14 protein-coding genes are annotated in these 18,540 nt (G+C 61.5%); 8 read left to right on the forward strand and 6 right to left on the reverse strand.

What is annotated here, in order from left to right; all coding sequences use genetic code 11:
• Window positions 1-287 precede the first annotated feature (287 nt).
• The 3 genes from QZ497_RS18345 (at window position 288) to QZ497_RS18355 (ending at window position 5,151) form a co-directional block, all read left to right on the forward strand.
• Window positions 288-3,686: a T6SS effector BTH_I2691 family protein gene (locus QZ497_RS18345; protein ID WP_295477582.1), complete on the forward strand. Its 3,399-nt coding sequence runs from the start codon at window positions 288-290 to the stop codon at window positions 3,684-3,686.
• 207 nt (window positions 3,687-3,893) lie between these two features.
• Complete coding sequence (locus tag QZ497_RS18350) at window positions 3,894-4,406, forward strand: permease (protein WP_295477584.1); 513 nt, start codon at window positions 3,894-3,896, stop codon at window positions 4,404-4,406.
• A gap of 43 nt (window positions 4,407-4,449) precedes the next feature.
• A complete protein-coding gene (locus tag QZ497_RS18355) occupies window positions 4,450-5,151 on the forward strand; it encodes a hypothetical protein (protein WP_295477586.1) in 702 nt (233 codons plus the stop codon).
• 97 nt (window positions 5,152-5,248) lie between these two features.
• On the opposite strand, the gene QZ497_RS18360 is transcribed toward QZ497_RS18355, so the two are convergent.
• The 4 genes from QZ497_RS18360 to QZ497_RS18375 all read right to left on the reverse strand — a co-directional run bounded on the left by QZ497_RS18360 (window position 5,249) and on the right by QZ497_RS18375 (window position 10,451).
• Window positions 5,249-6,502 carry an OprD family porin gene (locus tag QZ497_RS18360; RefSeq protein WP_295477588.1) on the reverse strand — a complete coding sequence of 418 codons (1,254 nt, stop codon included), beginning with the start codon at window positions 6,500-6,502 and terminating at the stop codon, window positions 5,249-5,251.
• Window positions 6,503-6,579: 77 nt separating this feature from the next.
• Window positions 6,580-7,884, reverse strand: coding sequence for a citrate:proton symporter (locus QZ497_RS18365; RefSeq protein WP_295477590.1), 1,305 nt, complete (start codon window positions 7,882-7,884; stop codon window positions 6,580-6,582).
• Window positions 7,885-8,009: 125 nt separating this feature from the next.
• On the reverse strand, window positions 8,010-9,317 hold the full coding sequence (gene dctA / locus QZ497_RS18370; protein ID WP_295477592.1) for a C4-dicarboxylate transporter DctA: 1,308 nt from the start codon (window positions 9,315-9,317) through the stop codon (window positions 8,010-8,012).
• 57 nt (window positions 9,318-9,374) lie between these two features.
• Window positions 9,375-10,451 (reverse strand): 4-oxalomesaconate tautomerase, encoded by a 1,077-nt coding sequence (locus tag QZ497_RS18375; RefSeq protein WP_295477595.1) that lies wholly within the window; start codon window positions 10,449-10,451, stop codon window positions 9,375-9,377.
• 147 nt (window positions 10,452-10,598) lie between these two features.
• On the opposite strand from QZ497_RS18375, the gene QZ497_RS18380 reads away from it, so the two are divergent.
• Window positions 10,599-11,489, forward strand: a complete 891-nt coding sequence (locus QZ497_RS18380; protein ID WP_295477597.1) for a LysR family transcriptional regulator — start codon at window positions 10,599-10,601, stop codon at window positions 11,487-11,489.
• A 4-nt stretch (window positions 11,490-11,493) separates the two neighbouring features.
• Here the strand turns inward: QZ497_RS18380 and QZ497_RS18385 are convergent, their stop codons facing one another.
• Window positions 11,494-12,405 (reverse strand): LysR family transcriptional regulator, encoded by a 912-nt coding sequence (locus tag QZ497_RS18385; protein WP_295477599.1) that lies wholly within the window; start codon window positions 12,403-12,405, stop codon window positions 11,494-11,496.
• An 84-nt stretch (window positions 12,406-12,489) separates the two neighbouring features.
• On the opposite strand from QZ497_RS18385, the gene QZ497_RS18390 reads away from it, so the two are divergent.
• The 3 genes from QZ497_RS18390 (at window position 12,490) to QZ497_RS18400 (ending at window position 15,245) form a co-directional block, all read left to right on the forward strand.
• Window positions 12,490-13,410, forward strand: coding sequence for a carbon-nitrogen hydrolase family protein (locus tag QZ497_RS18390; protein ID WP_295477601.1), 921 nt, complete (start codon window positions 12,490-12,492; stop codon window positions 13,408-13,410).
• Between the two features lie 174 nt (window positions 13,411-13,584).
• A complete protein-coding gene (locus tag QZ497_RS18395) occupies window positions 13,585-14,238 on the forward strand; it encodes a DUF1345 domain-containing protein (RefSeq protein ID WP_295477603.1) in 654 nt (217 codons plus the stop codon).
• Window positions 14,239-14,288: 50 nt separating this feature from the next.
• Entirely contained in the window at window positions 14,289-15,245 is a 957-nt protein-coding gene (locus QZ497_RS18400) for a D-2-hydroxyacid dehydrogenase family protein (protein ID WP_295477606.1), read from the forward strand.
• Window positions 15,246-15,500: 255 nt separating this feature from the next.
• Here the strand turns inward: QZ497_RS18400 and QZ497_RS18405 are convergent, their stop codons facing one another.
• Window positions 15,501-17,633 carry a TonB-dependent siderophore receptor gene (locus tag QZ497_RS18405; protein WP_295477608.1) on the reverse strand — a complete coding sequence of 711 codons (2,133 nt, stop codon included), beginning with the start codon at window positions 17,631-17,633 and terminating at the stop codon, window positions 15,501-15,503.
• A gap of 190 nt (window positions 17,634-17,823) precedes the next feature.
• On the opposite strand from QZ497_RS18405, the gene pncA reads away from it, so the two are divergent.
• Window positions 17,824-18,468: a bifunctional nicotinamidase/pyrazinamidase gene (gene pncA, locus QZ497_RS18410; protein WP_295477609.1), complete on the forward strand. Its 645-nt coding sequence runs from the start codon at window positions 17,824-17,826 to the stop codon at window positions 18,466-18,468.
• The last annotated feature ends 72 nt before the right edge of the window (window positions 18,469-18,540 follow it).

Here is an 18,540-nt window from a genome sequence, read left to right on the forward strand (position 1 = left end):
GCTGCCAGCCATCAACCATGATGCGCAGGATCTGCGCAGTCACCTTCGCGCAAAATACCGTCCTCGTCGCACCTCTCCCCTTGGCGGCTGCAACCTCCGGTGCCCGCGCAAGCCATTGCACGGCGATGCGCAACGGTTTGCTCGGTCCGCGGCCACCATGAAGGCCGTCGCGCCGCAAAAGTCAAACTAACCAACTGAAATAGAAAAGAAATTACTCAACGGCACGAATCTTGGTTCAGGCGCTCATCCCTCGTCGGCTGCCGCCGTCAGACCCAGGAACATCAGCCATGACCGAAAAACACGGCACGCGCCGCCAGCGCCTCGCCACCGAATTCGACAAGACCCCGGCCAGCGGCACCAGCCTTTGCCCGTTCAAAGGCCCGGACGTCGCCATCGTGCCCATGCGCTATGCACTGGACCGCTCGCGTTACGATGCCAATCCGAGCGCCCTGAAACCCTTGCCCAGAGAGGGTCGCTGGGCCAGCCTGCCGCTTCTGCAAAGCCGCCAGTACACGCTTCGGCAACTGGCCGACGGTTTTGTCTACGTATTCGACGAAACCGCCGGCACCTTCCACGAGTACACCTACTCGGCCCACGACGCGAGCCTGGCACGCATCGTCTGGACCCAGGCCCACCTTGGCCTCGATGAACGCAACGGCGCCGGCGAAGCCAGACCCTTCCTGCTCTACCCGCGCCGGCATGTGCTGCACATCGCCTATGCCCCGGTGCAGTGGACCTGGCGCCTGTGCGAACACATGCGCTCGCACACCGGCAGTCGCACGGTCTGGATGAAACGCCTGGACCTGGCCAGCTACTGCCAGACCCTGAACGAACCGCACACGCGGCCCTTGCGCGAACTGGCCCGTGTGGTGGCCGATATCGATGCCGGCAGTGTCCATGAAGACCAGCGTTTCGACGACACCTCGCTGCCCAGCAGCGAACCGCCGCCGACACCGGAAGAGCCCGACAAACCGAGCTGGGTCCCCCTCGGAGCCGACGTGCATTGGCTGGGCAGCGTGCCCGACAAGGACAGCGCGCTACTCATCGCACTGGACGACCCACTGGCCGTGGCCCGCGACCTGGCGGCGCAAATGGCCGCCGAAATCGCCGAATACCAGGTCTGGGAAACCGAACATGCACACCGGATCACCATTGCCGGTTACGTGACCGAGCTGTGCGGGGCAGATCCGGGCGTCGAAGGAGACAAGCTACCGGAGAAAGCCAAGGGGGATCTGCGCCTGACCCATGAGTATCTGCGCGATGCCGAGGCGTATCTGGCAGAACGCGAAAAGGAAGATGACGCCAGAAGAGAAAGCGAGACAGTGCGCGGCGGACTCGCTGCGACCGGAATACACCTTCCCAGCGATGATGCGCGCAAGGATGTTTTGGCCCGCTACGGCAAGGCGCCTGAGGAGCAGGACGTCGAAGCCTGGCTCAAGCGCAAGAAATGGCGAAAGGAAGTAGACCTTGAGGCAGCCCGCCGCTACCTGCTGGACCAACTGCCGCGACAACAACGCTTGCTGCAACGTATTGGAGACACTCGCGAGGACATCAAGCGATGGCACTTGCATATCGGCACCGAGGCCCTGGCGCTGTTCATCGACACACTCAACCCCAACACACTCATGTACCTGGCGAGCACCTTCGCAGAGCTGCAGGCGATCTGCGCTCAGGACGAAGAAACCGCCAAGTGGCTTCAAGAACAGGAACATCACGCCACTACTCTCTTTGGGCTGCACAGCTACGGTTTTTCCCCGGCCGTCAAGGAAGCCCTGGATAGCGAGGCCAACCGGCTGCTCCAAGGCTTCGGCGACCTCACCAGCCTGGCCACCCGCGTCGGCGAACTCAACAGCGCCTTCAACCACCGCGACTTTGCCGAGGTTCCTTGGGTCAAGGCGCTGCACGACATTCCTCGCAGGACGCTTGAGGCCATGGTGACTCTTGGTAAACGCACCACCGGGCAATTCATGCAGGGCATGTTGCAAACGAGCCTGGCCACCCAAGGCACTAGCGCGCTGCATGACACGAAAAACATGCGCGCGCTGCTTCGTCACCTGTTGCTGAACCAGATTCTCGACCCCGCCAGCGCCCAACTGGCCATCGACCGGGATATCGCCGCCAAACTCAAGGAATGGAAGCACCAGCAACGCTCACTGACCCAACAGCTGCAAACGCTGAAGAACCGCTGGCACTACACCGTCAACCGCCAGGAACGACACAATCTGGGGCGACAGATCAGCGCCCACACAACGCAACTGCGCATTCACGAAATGAACATCCCGTTTACGGTGGATTATCGAGAGCAACGCTACGCTGAGCAGTACCGCAAACAGATCATCGACTTCACTCGCCAGGCTGAACAAAGCCTGGACAAGTGGGCTCAGCGAACTCGGCAGTGGGCAGGCCGCCTGAATATAACAGCAGGCATCGGCTGGACCGTGGTCGTGATCAATCTGATCAATGTGTTTGTGGTTCTGAACGATGCCGGTAGAGATGGCGAGATCAGCCAGTCGGACCTGATCAAAATCGGCTACAACCTGGGTTATGGCCTGAATCTATGGGCAGCTATTTATGTAGCTGCACCTTGGGAAATCGTAAGAAAAGCTTCACTGGTCACGAGCGAGGGCCAAACGATTTCAGCACTTAGTCGTTCAGCGGCTTTTTGGAAAAGACAGGGACGCCCCGAGTGGGCCGCTGCTGTAAAAAGTTTTCGGTTGAGACTGTTCATCTCGGGCGCCTTCGGCGCCGCCGCAGCAGCCTTAGAAATGAAAGAAATCTTAAATGACATTTCCAACGCAAAAACATCTACCGAAAAAAACCTTTTAAAAATAAAGTTCCTCACGGTAGCGGTAATGGGAGCCTTGGCCAGCTTCCAGAGCATAACCATGCTTCTACGCGGCGCCATTGGGGCATCTGCCGGACTCATGGCAATGGGTGGGATGATGACTATTTACCTATTAACCCTCGGACTGATCTATCTCACCATCAGCATGATAATAAACCATCTGAAGCAGGATAATATCGGTAACTGGTTGAGACGCTGCTACTGGTCTTACGGGTCTGAAAATCGTTTTGGCAACTCTTTAATAGAGCAACTGGAAGAAGCCCGCTCACTAGAAGAAGCCTTGCTGTGCCCTCAGATTCTGGTCAAGCTGACCTTCGACGAAGTAAATCATGAACAACACGGTCGAATCGACGTCGTGAAAGCAGATCAGAACGGTGCTTGGATACAGATACTTTTACCTAACGGGCTACGAAGTCATAGGGTCCCGATACATATCATCAGCACCATGAATCGGTATCGGGTGGTGTATTTACAAAAAGTTGATGAGCTCACCGATACGGTGATCACAAATGGCTCATGCCAACCTCTCTCTGTATGGCAGAAAGTTGATAACAAACGGCCGCCTATGAACCCACCCTTTCAAACACCTTTACCGCTGGCGGATGACGCCCCCGTTATCTGGCAGGTTTGGATTCCCTTGCACCCCCGCGCTCAATATATAGAGTTCCAAATTTGGTATCCCGAGTCAGTACTCAGGAGCGACAGCGAGGATAAAGGCTATCTTTTTCAAGTAAGCCTTAAACCGTATGCGGATGAAACAAACAACGGACTTGAGGAGACCAACCTCTTGGTTCGACAAAAGAAGCGACCAAGCGAAGATAAATCAATATTGCTCCGCTAGTTTTTTTCAGGCGTATAAAACCATCTAATAACACACACCAAGACGCAACCCGAAATGCAACCATCACAAAAACCTCGCCTAAAATGCAAGCCACCCGGATCACTAAACTGGAAAGCAAAAAAAATAAATCTCCCACGAAACGGTTTCTGGCTTTTCCCGATCTTAATATTTATTTGCTTCGCATCTTGGAGTGCTCTAGCATATTACATGATCGACGACCTAAGCTTTGGGATAATATCAGCCAGCCTATTTACCGGTCTCTGGGTTCTTCTTCTAGCGAGCATCTTCAGAAAATCACATTTTCACTACCGCATTCATCTCGAACGCGCGGAGGTGAATTATCAGCTGTACGTCCCCCGCTATATGGAAGACTTTTTGAAAGGAATGGCGCTGATCGTCATTGTCGGATTGCTGGGGTTAGCCGTTTTCCTTGGCTCTGCCGTGCTTCTCGGCCCTGTGGCGATGGTAATCATCGCTGCCTTACGACTGTTGAGCTGGGAGCCCCCACCTGCTGTACACGAAACCAGCCTTCCTTGGTACAACTATCAGCATGTCACCATCGACCGTTATTTCCTCATCATCGCCGTCCACGTCGATGAAGAACAATGCGGCTTCGTAGCCCGCCTCCCCGATAAAGGGGTATTCGAGCAATACCTGGCCTTTCTGCGCACAGTACTGCCGCCCACGGCGCAATACCGGGAAGGCATCTGGTGGGGCTGAAGCCGAGCGCCCACCCGTCATAAATTAAAGGCCCCAGACAGTAATGATCTTAGACAAGCCAACGCCGGACGCATTCGAAGTACCTCATGAAGCTCAGGTTTTACCAACCATACCCCGTGCTCTTTACAGTTGGTCTGTGAAGAGAATAAACCTTCCTCGTGCATTAATCTGGATCTGGCCAATTGCGTTCACCATATGGCCGGCATTCACAATATTTATTTTTCGAGATCTGTACACAGACTTTTTCATCACTTACGCCATCTTTATATCTGGAGCAATTCTCACCAGCCTTGGCATTCTGTCAGACGCATTAAAGCGCACCGACTTCAACTACAAAATTCACCCTGAAAAGGGAGAGCTGGATTACCGCCCTCGTTACTTCAAGCACGAAGGCTTAGTATATAAATGCGTTGCCGCCGCCGGACTTCTTGTACTGCTTGCAGTCGCCGCTTATACGGAATCAATAATATTTATTCTAGGCGCAGGGGGTCTGATCCTAACGGCTTTGCGACTGAGTAGCTGGGAGCCGCCTCCCAGAGAATACGAAACCAGCCTGCCGTGGCACGAGTACAACCACGTCACCATCGACCGTTATTTCCTCATCATCGCCGTCCACGTCGATGAAGAACAATGCGGTTTCGAAGCCCGCCTCCCCAATAAAGAGCTATTCGAGCAATACCTGGCCTTTCTGCGCACGGTACTGCCGCCCACGGTGCAGTACAGAGAAGGTATCTGGTGGGGCTAGGGGTCTAAGGAGTACCGCCCGGCTCAGGGCGGTATTGATCAGGCGTTGGCGCTGAGGCACGGCGGGGCCTTGCAGGCCCCGCGCGTGGAGGGAGGTATTACCAGAGGGCGATGTCGTAAGTGAAGTAGATACGGTTGCTGTCGCGGCCGCGGGAGAAGTCGGAGCGGTACACGTAGTTGCGCAGCTTCACGCCCAGGCCCTTGAACGAGCCATCGGGTATCACGTACGCCAGTTCCATATCGCGTTCCCACTCGGCTTGACCAGCCGCGCCGGACTTGCCGTTGTCACCGCTCAGGTAGCGGGTGGAGAAGTTCAGGCCTTTCACACCGAGCGTGCCGAAGTCGTAGGCGTAGCTGACCATCCAGGTTTTCTCGTCTTCCTGGATGAACTTGCCAATCCCCACGTTACTGAACGAATAAACGGTAGCGCCGTTGACGAACGGCAGGCCGGCATCGCCGCTGAGTTTCTGGTAACCGGCACCGACGGTGTGCCCGGAATGGCTGTAAGCCAACTGGCCGCTGTACATGCGGTTGTCGATCTGGCCCTTCCAGGCATGGCCGACATCACGGCTGTCGAATACCCGCAGGTCGCTGGTCACTACGCCGCCGGCCAACGGCAGGTCGTGCTGCACGCCGAAGAAATGCTGTTGGTAGAAGTTTTCCAACTCACCGTTGAAGTAGCTCAGGCGCAGCGACTTGGTGAGCTTGTATTCGCCGCCGAAGTAACGGAAGTCACCCGACTCGCCGCCGCTGTAGCCATCCGGGGTGACGCCGTTGCTGTCGGAAGAGTCGCGCAATTTCTGGCGATCGAGCAAGCCACCGGTCAGGGTCAGCCCCTCGATGTCGTTACTGACAATCTGTGTGCCCTCGTAGGTCTGCGGCAGCAGGCGCGCGTCGTTGTAGACCAGTACCGGGTTCTTCGGCAGCAGGGTGCCGTATTTGAGCGTGGTCTTGGCGAACCGCGCCTTGGCCGTGGCGCCGAAGCTGGAGAATTCGTCGGCGGCGCGACCATCATCGTGCACTGGCAGCAAACCCGTGCCGCTGCGGCCACGGCCGGAATCCAGCTTCACGCCCAGCAGGCCCATGGCATCGAGGCCGAACCCTACCGTGCCCTGAGTGAAGCCGGACTGGTAGTCGAGCAGGAAGCCCTGCGCCCATTCGGTACGCTCGCTTTTGGCCGTAGCTGCGGCACGGGCGCTGAGGCCCTGCTCGTCGCGGAAGTTCTCGTTGAAATAAACGTTGCGCAGTTGCAGCTTGAGTTTGCTGTCTTCGATGAAACCGGCGGCGCCGGCATCCGGCAGGCTGGCAAACAGCAGGCCGCAGGCAGCCGCACGGGTAATGACTTTGGTCATGATCCAGGTACTCTTCTTTATTGTTATGCAGGGTGGGGATTGGGCCGCCAGCTCCCCCCGGCGGCCCAGGTTCGCCCTCAGGCGAAGAACGAGATGGCGCCGGTCAGCAGTGCCAGCACGGTGATTACCAGCGAGGTCAGCACCGCCCATTTGACGGTGGCTTTCTGAAAGTCACCGATGTCGCGGTCGACCATGCCCACCAGCAGCAGGGTCGAGGCCACCAACGGGCTCATCAGGTGAACCGGCTGGCCAAGTACCGAGGCGCGGGCGATTTCCAGCGGCGAGATGCCGTAGGCGGCGGCTGCGTTGGCAAGAATCGGTACCACGCCGAAGTAGTAGGCGTCGTTGGACAGCACGAAGGTCATCGGCATGCTGGTCAATGCGACCACCAGCGGGAACCAGTGACCCCAGGCATCAGGAATCCAGGCCACCAGCGTCTGGGCCATGGCGTCGACCATCTTGGTGCCGGAGAAGATGCCGGCGAAGATACCGGCGGCGAACACCAGCAGCACCACGGTCATGGCGTTGCCGGAGTGCGACAGGATGCGCTCCTTCTGCTCTTCCAGCTTGGGGTAGTTGATCATCAGCGCCGCGACAAAGCCGATCATGAACAAAATCGCGGCGTGCATCACGCCCAGCACCAGGGCGGTCATCACGATGATCACCAGCACCAGGTTGACGTAGGCCAGGCGCGGACGCTTGTAGGGGGTGTTCTCGAGGATTTCCTCGATGTAGCACTTGGTGCCGCCGGACTCCAGCTGGATGATGCCGATGCGCTTGCGCTCGGCGCGGCCCAGCAGGAAAGCGGTGAACACCACCCAGGCCGCACCACCGATCATGGTCGGCAGCATCGGAATGAAGTACTCGGTGGCGTCCAGGCCCAGCGCGGCGATGGCGCGGGTGGCCGGACCGCCCCAGGGGCTCATGCCGCTCATGATGCTCAGCGACAGCATGGAGATGGTCGCCAGGATCATCGGGTTCATGCCGATGCGCTTGTAAAGCGGCAACATCGCGGCGCAGGTGATCATGTAGGTGGTGGTGCCGTCACCGTCCAGGGCTACCAGCAGCGACAGCAGCGCGGTGCCGATGGCAATGCGCATCGGGTCGCCCTTGACGCGCTTGAGGATCTTGCGGATCAGCGGGTCGAACAGGCCAGCGTCGATCATCAGGCCGAAGAACAGAATGGCGAACAGCAGCAGCGCTGCCGAGGGAGCGACCATTTTCAGGCCGTCGAGCATCATCTTGCCGGTGGTCGGCGCAAAGCCGCCGATGATGGCGAAGACGATAGGGACCACAGTGAGAGCGACGATCGGAGAGAGACGCTTGCTCATGATCAGGTAGGTGAATACCACGACCATGGCCAGGCCAAGTAATGCGAGCATGTTGTTTTTCTCTTGTTGTTATGTCGGCGCGGCCAATGTTCAGAGACACGGCCTCCCTGCCCGCCCGGCGCCGTGAGGCGCCAGGCGAGATACTGCATGAAGTCCTTTGGGGGTGAAGCGAGGTATCAGCTGATTTGCTGGGGCTTGTCGGTGACCCATTGCTGCGGTACATCGACCGGCGCTGCAGGCTTGCCATCGAGCGCACGCTGCAGGGTCTCGCGGTCGCAGGCGCCTTCGGAGAGGGCGATGGCGACGGTGGCGACAGCGTTGCTCGCCAGGCTGGTCAGCGCACGCGCTTCGGACATGAAGCGGTCGATACCGATCAGCAGGGCCAGGCCGGCCAGCGGAATGTCATGGATCACGGTCAGGGTCGAAGCCAGGGCCACGAAACCGCTGCCGGTGACGCCTGCCGCGCCCTTGGACGACAGCAGCATGATTGCCAGCATGGTCAGGGTCTGACCGACGGTCAGGTCGATGTTGCAGGCCTGGGCGATGAAGATGGCGGCCAGCGACAGGTAGATGGCGGTGCCGTCCAGGTTGAACGAGTAGCCGGTCGGCAGCACCAGGCCAACGACGCCTTTCTTGCAACCCAGGCCCTGGAGTTTTTCCAGCATGCGCGGCAGCACCGGCTCGGTGGACGAGGTGCCCAGCACGACCAGGAACTCTTCACGGAAGTAGCGCAGCAGCTTCCACAGGCTGAAGCCGTAGATGCGGCACAGGCCACCGAGCACCACGAAGACGAAGAAGGCACAGGCGACATACAGGGTCATGATCAGCTTGGCCAGCGAGCCCAGGGAGGTGATCCCGTACTGGCCCACGGTGAAGGCCAGGGCACCGAAAGCACCGACCGGCGCAAAGCGCATCAGGTAGCCGAAGATCTTGAACACCATCTGCGAAGCTGATTCCAGCACGGTCAGTACTGGACGGCCCTTCTCGCCCAGCGCCGACAGGGCGAAGCCGCTGAGTACGGCGATGAACAGCACCGGCAGCACTTCACCCTTGTTGAAGGCACCGATGAAGGTGTCCGGGATGATGTGCATGAAGAAGTCGACCACGCTCAGCTTGGCCGCCGAAGCGGTGTACTGCGCCAGGCCGGCGGTACTCAGGGTTGCCGGGTCGATGTTCATGCCCACGCCGGGCTTGAACACGTACACGGCGGCCAGGCCGATCGCCAGGCTGATCACCGTCAGCACCAGGAACAGCAGGAGCGTCTTGCTCATCAGACGCCCGAGGGTGCTCTTGTCGGTCATGCCGGCAATGCCGGTGACGATGGTGCAGAACACCACGGGTGCAATCATCATCTTGATCAGCTTGATGAATGCGTCGCCCAGGGGTTTCAGCGCAACGGCCTGTTGCGCCCAGAAGTGACCGACCAGTACGCCGAGGATGACGGCGCAGATGATCTGGAAGTACAGCGATTTGATGAGTCTCATGAGGCATCACCCATTGTTGAAATTGTGCGGATGCGCTGGGTCAACGGACGAACCGGGTCAGCCGGCCAGCCGTTGCGGGGTTGGAACGTAGACGAATCCTGAAAACAGACGCCGGGCGGTGCGCACCACCGATGCCTGCAAAGTGCCCTCCGGGCCGCTGCGGCTCAAGGCCACATCGATACCCCCACTGGGGTGCTCCAATCGAACCTGGCTCAGCGCCAGGGCCGACTCGCCGAGCAGCTCGGCGGCCACGCTGCCGGCACTGACACAGGCGGTAGCCAGGCCGATGGACCCGGTGATCGCCAGTGAGCGGTGACAGTTGTGTGGCATGAAGTATCGCACCTGCAGCGTGCCGCCGTGCCGAGGACGAGAAATCAATACGGGTTTGGGAATCACTTTCTCGCTGACATCGCCCAGGCCCATTGCCAGGCCGGCCTGCAGGCGCAGGTTTTCCAGGCGCTTGAGCAACTCGGTGTCGGCGTCCAGCTCCGCCGGGGTTTCGCCGCCGGTCTTGCCAAGTTTCTCGGCTTCCACGAGCATCATGGGCATAGCCATGTCGATGCAGGTCACTTCGATACCGTCGAAGACGTCACGCACCTTGCCGGTGGGGAAAAGTTTGCCGGTCTTGCTGCCGACCGCATCGAGGAACGTCAGGTGCACCGGTGCAGAAGTACCAGGAACGCCATCGACCGAGGCCGTGCCTTCGTAGTTGACGACGCCGTTGGGCGTGTCGACCAGCGAATTCACCAAGGTACCGGTGTTGACGTTGCGAATGCGCACCAGGGTCTTGCCGTCATCGGCCGTGACCAGGCCCTGTTCGACCGCGAACGGGCCGACGGCGCAGAGCATGTTGCCGCAGTTGGGGGCTGTATCGACACGACGCTCGTTGACCATCACCTGCACGAAGAGGTAATCGACATCGGCTTCTGGATGCGTGGAGGGGCTGATGATGGCAACCTTGCTGGTTTGCGGACTGCCGCCGCCGATGCCATCGATCTCAAGTTCATGGCCGGAACCCATGAGACTGATCAGCATCTCATCGCGCTCTTCTGGCTGGGAAGGCAGGTCCTTGGCAAGAAAGAACGGTCCCTTGGAGGTACCGCCGCGCATGAGCACGCAGGGAATTGGTTGCATGACTGCTGACTCTTGTTAATCAATCGGTGTTATTGATGTTCTAGGGGCAAGAGTGCCAGCAGTTGAAAAATCAATCCAATGCAAAGATCGTAGCCATTATTGCGCACGAATTATCAATAACAATGCAACGCGCAACGGAGCATCATCGTGGAATATGAGCTACAAGATATAAGATCTTTCGTGAAAATCGCCGAACTGGGCAGCTTCCACGAAGCTGCGGACGTATTGCATGTCTCCCAACCTGCCCTGACTCGACGCATCAAGAAGCTGGAAGAAGGCTTGGGCACCCCGTTGCTGGAACGCACCACCCGCCGGGTGAGCCTGACCAGTGTGGGACGCGATTTTCTGCCCAAGGCCAGGCGCCTGCTCGACGACCTGGAAGACTCGATTCTGAGTATTCGCGAACTGGCCGAGCGGCAGACCGGCCAAGTCACCCTCGCCTGCATCCCCACTGCCGCGTTCTATTTCCTGCCGTCGGTGATACGCCTGTACAACGAGCAGTACCCGAAGATCCGCATCCGCCTGCTCGACCTCAGTGCCAATGACGGGCTGGAGGCCGTACTGCGTGGCGAGGCCGACTTCGGCATCAACATGATGAGCGGCCAGCACCCGGACATCGACTTCATGCCGCTGGTCAACGAGCCGTTCGTGCTCGCCTGTCGCCGTGACCATGAACTGGCCGGGCGCACCTCGGTGACCTGGTCGGAGCTGAGCGACTACCGATTGATCGGTGTAGGCCGGCTCAGCGGCAACCGGATGATCCTTGACCACGCCCTGGCCGGGCTGAGCTGGCGTCCCAAGTGGTTCTACGAGGTCCAACACCTGTCTACATCCCTGGGCCTGGTGGAAGCCGGCCTGGGTGTGTCGGTGATGCCCAGCCTGGCGATGCCGGCCGCCGACCACCCGACCCTGGTCAGCGTGCCGCTGGAAGAACCGGTGGTGAACCGCTCGCTGGGCCTGGTCTACCGACGTGGCGCTTCGCTGTCGCCGGCAGCGGAGAAGTTCGTCGCCATGCTGCTGGAGAAGTGGCCGCAATGAAGCCTCAGGGCTGCAGGCATGCAGCAATCGCTTCACGCACCCGCGCCACCGCCGGGTCCCCCGGGGTTACCGTGCGCCAGCCCAGTTCCACCGGGTAGCGCGGCAGCGCCAGCGGGCATGGCAGTGCCCGCAGCCCGGCGGCAGCGGCGATCGCCTCGGCGGCATGCGCCGGGATGGTCGAAACGCATGAGGTGCCGCGCAACAACCACGGCAGTGCCGCGAAATGCGTGGTGGAAGCCGCCACGCGGCGCCGCAGCCCCTGGGCGGCCAGCGCCTCATCAACAATGCCGATGAAGCCCGCCGACGATACCAGCAGATGCTCACGAGCCACGAACTCATCGAGGTCCAGTGCGTGCTGCCCGGCCTGCAGGCTGGCAGGGTCCACCAGGCAGGCATAACCGCCCTCCCCCAGCACCTCGCGCCCGAGCAACCGCGCATTGCAGCCACCGGCGGTGATCGCCAGATCGATACGCCGCTCCAGCAGGTCCGTGGCGACGATCTGGCTATGGGTCTGGCGGAAGATCAGCCGCAAGCCGGGCGCCAACGCCTGCACCGCCGCAATCAGCCGCCGTCCATGGGCGATCTCGAAATCATCCGACAGCCCCAGAGTGACGCTGCGGCCCAGGAAGTCTGCACGATGGGGATCCAGCAGCGTCAGGCTCTGCCGACAGCGCGCCAGCGCCTCGGCGATCAGCGGGCGCAGCTGGTTGGCCTGCAAGGTCGGCGCCAGGCCACGTCCGGTGCGCACGAACAAGGTATCGCCATACACCTCGCGCAGGCGCCGCAAGGCCGCACTGACCGCCGACTGGGTAAGCCCCAGGCGCAAGGCGGCGCGGCTGGCGCTGCCCTCTTCGAACAGGGCCTCGAAGACCTTGAGCAGGTTGAGGTCGACGGACTCGATATTCATGGCACTCATATCAGTTAGCAATGAGCGCGTATTTATTCATAGCGCGGCAGGTTTGAGAATGGCGCCATTCACTTGTCATTGCGGAGAGTCGTCATGTCCAGATCCATCGTTGCCGCCTTGCAGATCGGTTCCTTGCCCGGCGGCAAGGCCGAAACCCTGGCGCAGATCCTGAGCTGGGAACAAGCCATCGTCGACGCCGGCGCACGCCTGGTGGTGATGCCCGAGGCCCTGCTGGGCGGCTATCCCAAGGGCGAGCGCTTCGGCACCCAGCTGGGCTACCGTCTGCCCGAAGGCCGCGAAGCCTTCGCCCGCTACCACGCCAACGCCATCGACGTGCCGGGCGCCGAAACCGACGAACTGGCGGCCTTGTCCGCTCGCACCGGTGCCGACCTGGTGGTCGGTGTGATCGAACGCAGCGGCCACAGCCTGTACTGCACCGCGCTGTTCTTCACGGCCCAGGATGGTCTGGTGGCCAAGCATCGCAAGTTGATGCCCACCGGCACCGAACGGCTGATCTGGGCCCAGGGCGACGGCTCGACCCTGCCGGTGGTGGAAGGCAGCGCCGGGCGCCTGGGCACGGCGATCTGCTGGGAGAACTACATGCCGCTGCTACGCACCGCCATGTACGCCAAAGGCGTCGAGATCTGGTGCGCGCCGACTGTCGACGAGCGCGACATGTGGCAATCCAGCATGCGCCATATCGCCTGCGAAGGTCGCTGCTTCGTGGTCAGCGCCTGTCAGGTGCAGGACTCGCCGCAGCAACTGGGCACCGAGGTGGAGAACTGGCCGGCCGAGCGGCCATTGATCAACGGCGGCAGCGTGATCGTCGGCCCGCTGGGTGAGGTGCTGGCCGGGCCGCTGGTGGGCGAGCGCGGCCTGCTGGTGGCCGAGATCGATACCGCAGAGCTGGCCCGGGCGCGATACGACTTCGACGTGACCGGGCACTATTCCCGACCGGACGTCTTTGAATTGAGCGTCGACGAGCGCGCCAGGCCTGGCGTCAAATTCATCTGAAGCCCGGGCATGTAGGGCTTCAGCCGCGAAGATCGCGCAAAGCCGCTGCATATGCAGTGAAGATGTCGCCGTATTCGCCGCTGAAGCCGCTGCAACCCTCCGCCCATGAGCCGTGATCTACCGGCGCCGAGCTATTTGTGCTGTATTGAGCGCCTGCCATCAGAGAATCCGGCCATGCCGCATGTCGTCCATACCCACCCGCGCCTCACCGCCTCAGCCACCGTCGGCCTGCTGGCGGGCCTTCTTACCGTGGCCGTCGCCCCACAGTTGAGCCCTATCCAGCAAGGCCTGGTGGGCTGGAACGTGGCGGTGTGGCTGTTTCTCGCCTTGATACTCGCGCGCACCGCGCGCAGCAGCGCCGCCGATGTCAGGAGGGTGGCGGTCATGGAGGATGAGAACGCCGGGGTGGTATTACTTACGGTCTGCCTGGGGGCGCTGGCCAGCGTCGCGGCGATCGTCGTCGAGCTGGCCAATCACAGCGACGCGCACCCGGCCAACCCCGCCCTGCGCTACGGTTTTACTGTCCTGACCATCGCCGGCTCCTGGCTGCTCACCGGCGTGATCTTCAGCCTGCACTACGCGCGGCTGTTCTACACCTGTGGTGGCGAGCAGCCGGCGCTGAATTTTCCCGATGGTGAACGTCACCCGGACTACTGGGACTTCCTGTACTTCTCCTTCACCCTGAACGTGGCAGTGCAGACCTCCGACGTCGGGGTCATGACCCGCGCCATGCGCCGTGTGGTGCTTGCCCACTGCCTGCTGGGCTTCGTGTTCAACACGGCAATCCTCGGCCTGACCATCAATCTTGCCGCCGGGCTGTTTGGTTGAGCGTTTCAGGGGTAATGTGCGAAGCCACACAAGCCCGGAGACCCTCGAAGATGACCCTGCTCAAGATTGCGGTGCTGGACGATTGGCAGAACGTGGCCAGCGGTGTGGTGGACTGGTCGGTGCTCGACCCCATCGGCCAGGTGACCTTTCTGCATGATTACCCCGCCGACACCGAAACCCTTGCCGCCCGCCTGCAAGGCTTCCAGGTGATCTGCGTGATGCGCGAGCGCACGGCATTCGACCGTGCCCTGCTGGAACGTCTGCCCGACCTCCGGCTGCTGGTCACCGGCGGCATGCGCAACGCCGCCTTGGATGTGGCCGCTGCGCGGGCGCTGGGCGTCGAGGTGTGCGGCACCGACAGCTACAAGAATGCCGCGCCGGAGCTGACCTGGGCGCTGATCATGGGCCTGACCCGCAACCTGGTGCCAGAGGCCAACTCGCTGCGTGGCGGGGGCTGGCAGGTGGGCATCGGCGGCGACCTGTACGGCAAGACCCTGGCGCTGCTGGGGCTGGGCAGCATCGGCAAGTGGGTGGCGCGCTATGGACAGGCGTTCGGCATGCGGGTGATCGCCTGGAGCCCTAACCTTACGGCTGAGGCGGCTGCCGAAGTGGGGGTCGAGCGGGTCGACAAGCAGGCACTGTTCGAACAGGCCGACGTGCTGTCGGTGCATCTGGTGCTGGGCGAACGCAGCCGCGGGCTGGTGGATGCCCAGGCGCTGGGCTGGATGAAACCCACCGCGCAGCTGGTCAACACCTCGCGTGGGCCGATCATCGACGAAGCGGCCCTGGTGCAGGCCTTGCGCGAGCGGCGCATCGCCGGTGCAGCACTGGATGTGTTCGACCAGGAGCCACTGCCGGCCGAGCACCCGCTGCGCACGCTGGACAACGTGCTGGCCACGCCACACATCGGCTACGTGACACGCAACAATTACCGGACCTTCTACGGGCAGATGATCGAGGACATCCAGGCCTGGCACGCCGGCCAGCCGATCCGCGTCTTTGCCTGAGCGGTGAAGAACCGCTCAACCGGGCGCGGCCTGGCCCGGTAGGGTCGGCCTCAGCCGTAGAGACCGTGATGCGGTCTTCGCGGCTAAAGCCAATATTGTTCGCTTAAGCGGCATGTGGCCCGGTGGCAGCGGCTTTAGCCGCAAAAGCGCCAGAAAATTCACTGCATCTGTTGTGAACAGGCGGTCGCTTCGCGGCTGAGGCCGCTCTTACCTGGCCTAACTGACCCGTATTGCGGCTAAAGCCACAAGCAGGCTTCAGAGCTTGTAAGTGAAGCCCACCTGCACGGTACGCGGGGCGCCTGGGTAGGCGTAGACGTTACCGAACGCCCCCTCTTCATATTCCTTGTCGAACAGGTTCTTCACGTCCAGGTTCAGGCGCAGCTTGTCGTTGACCTTGTAGTACGACAGCGCGTCATACACGGTGTAGCTGTCCATGCTGAAGTTCGGCACGTTGGCGGTCTGTCCGGCGCGTTCGGCCACGTAGCGGGCACCGCCGCCCAGGCCCAGGCCGCGCAGCGGGCCGTCCTGGAACTCGTAGATGCTCAGCAGGCTGGCGCTTTCACGCGGGATATTGAGCAAGCGCGTGCCGTCGCGCAGGGTGTTGTCTTTGGTCACCTGTGCATCGACATAGGCGTAGCTGCCCATTACCTTCCACGCCGGGGTGATGTTACCCACCAGGTTCAGGTCGAAGCCGCGGCTGCGCACTTGGCCGGCGGCCACGCTGAAGGTCGAGTCGACCGGGTCGGTGGTCAGCACGTTCTTCTTGTCGATCTGGTAGATCGCCGCTTCCACGCTCAGTTGGTCATCCAGGGTCCGCCACTTGGCCCCCACCTCATAGGCCTTGCCCTCTTCCGGATCGAAACCGCCACCCAGGCGAGAGGCACCGCTGTTGGGCTTGAACGACCGCGAAGCGCTGGCATACAGCGCCAGTTCGTCAGTGAGGTCGTAGGTCAGGCCAAGACGCGGCGTGACGGCACTGTCGCTCTTTTCCCAGGATCGCACGCCGGTGATGTAGGCATCGTACTGGTGCTCGAAACGCTCGATGCGTGCGCCAGCCAGCAGCTTCAAGCGCTCGGTGAGGCTCACCTGGTCCTGCAGGAACGCCGCCCAGGTCTTGAGGTTTTCCTTGTCGTGAGTGGTGGTGCGGGTCAGTGCCGGACGTGGCTGGCCATAGACCGGGTTGAAAATGTCGATCGGATAGGCGCTCACCGCGCCGCTGGAACGCAGGATGATCGACTTGTAGTCGTAGTCTTCGTATTCCACACCGGCCAGCAGCAAGTGGTCGAAGCCGCCCGCATTGAAGTGGCCGGTGAGATTGAGCTGCACATCGACATCGGTCCAGTCCAGCTTGCGCCAGTTGAAGTTGCGACCCAGGGTGCGGCCATCGGCGGCGATGCCGTTGGCTTCGACACCATTGCCCTTCATGGTGCCGTCGAGCATCTGCACGCCGCCACCAAGGGTCCAGTCGGCATTCAGGTCGTGCTCGAAACGCAGCTGCGCCATGTTGCTGTCGGTGTGCAGCTTGCCGACGTCCTTCTCGCCCCAGAAGGTGTCTGGCGAGGCCGTGCCGATCTGCGCCGGGTAGCGGGTCAGGCCACGGTCCAGCGGCGCGTTGTTGCGCATGAAGTCACCTTCGAAGGTGATCCGCGTACTGTCGTTGACTTCCCAGTTCAGCACCGGGCTCACCGCATAACGCTCGGTTTCGACATGGTCGCGGAAGGTCTCGCCGCCCTCGCCCAGCACGTTCAGGCGGTAGGCCAGGCGACCTTCTTCGTCCAGCGGGCCGGTGGCGTCCAGGGTGCCACGCGTCATGCCCTGGTCGTTGAGCTGGCTGCCCAGGGTCACCGAGGCTTCGCGCGACGGCTGCTTGGACACCACGTTGAAGGTGCCGCCCGGGTCGCCACGGCCATACAGGGTGGCAGCCGGGCCGCGCAGCACTTCCAGGCGCTCGATGGTGTTGGCGTCGGGCATGCTCGGATAGCCACGGTTGATCGGGAAACCGTTGCGGTAGAACTCGCTGGTGGTGAAACCGCGCACGGTCAGGCTGGTCAGACCCTGCCCCCCGAAGTTGTTGGCACGACCGACACCGCCGGCGTAATCCAGGGCTTCCTGCAGGCGCGTAGCGCCAAGGTCTTCCACGGCCTCGCGGGTCACCACACTGATCGACTGCGGGGTTTCATGAATCGAGGTATCAGTACGTGTGGCACTGGCCGAACGGGTCGCCTTGTAGCCCTGCACCGGGCCGGAGGCCTGTTCACTGTCGCCAGCGGCGTTGATGTCGATGACCTGCAGTTCGATGCCCGGCTTGTCAGCCATGGCCTGATCGGCCCAGGCCAGCGGGCTGAGTGCCGCCTGCAGGGCACACAGAGAAACCAGAGTGCGACGCATGTGTAGTTTTATCCCCTTGATGAACAGCGGGCTCATGGCGGCCCGTTTTTTTAGCGCGGCGGATAGTACCGAGTTGTAACTACAATTGAAACTTATTCCCAAATGTAACTCTCAACCGTGCCAGCGGAGCAGTCGCCTTTGCTCCGCCACACGCGCACAATGGCCATCATCCTTCGACCGGAGAGCCTCAATGCCCCGCCTTCACGCCCCCAGCGACCGGCGCAGCGCGCTGCTGGTGATCGACATGCAATATGACTTCATGCCCGGCGGCGCCCTGGCCGTGGCCGACGGCGATGCTTTGGTGCCGCTGATCAACCAGCTCGGCCAGCGCTTCGCCCGGGTGATCGTCACTCAGGACTGGCACCCGGCCGGGCACGTGTCCTTCGCCGCCAGCCACCCCGGCCGCGTGCCGTTCGAGTCGATCAGCCTGCCCTACGGCGCGCAGAACCTCTGGCCGACCCACTGCGTGCAGGACAGCCACGGCGCGCAGTTGCACCACGACCTGCACCTGCCACATGCCCAACTGGTGCTGCGCAAGGGCTGCAACGCGCAGATCGACAGCTATTCGGCATTTCTCGAAGCAGACCGCCAGACGCCGACCGGCCTGGCCGGCTACCTGCGTGAACACGGTATCGAAAGCCTCTATGTGGTGGGCCTGGCGCTGGACTTCTGCGTAGCCTGGTCGGCGCAGGACGCGGCGCGTGCCGGCTTCGCCACGGCGGTGATCGAAGATGCCTGTCGCGCCATCGACCTAAACGGCTCGCTGCAGGCGGCCTGGCAGGCCATGCGCGAGCTGGGTGTCGAGCGCCTGCACAGCGACGCATTGCCGGCCTGAATGGCCACTTCATGAGCGGCGAACGACTGCAGGGGCCATCGGTCTGACACAACAGACAGACGGGCCCCCGTC

Origin of the sequence: uncultured Pseudomonas sp. (assembly GCF_913777995.1) — a bacterium.
GTDB lineage: Bacteria > Pseudomonadota > Gammaproteobacteria > Pseudomonadales > Pseudomonadaceae > Aquipseudomonas.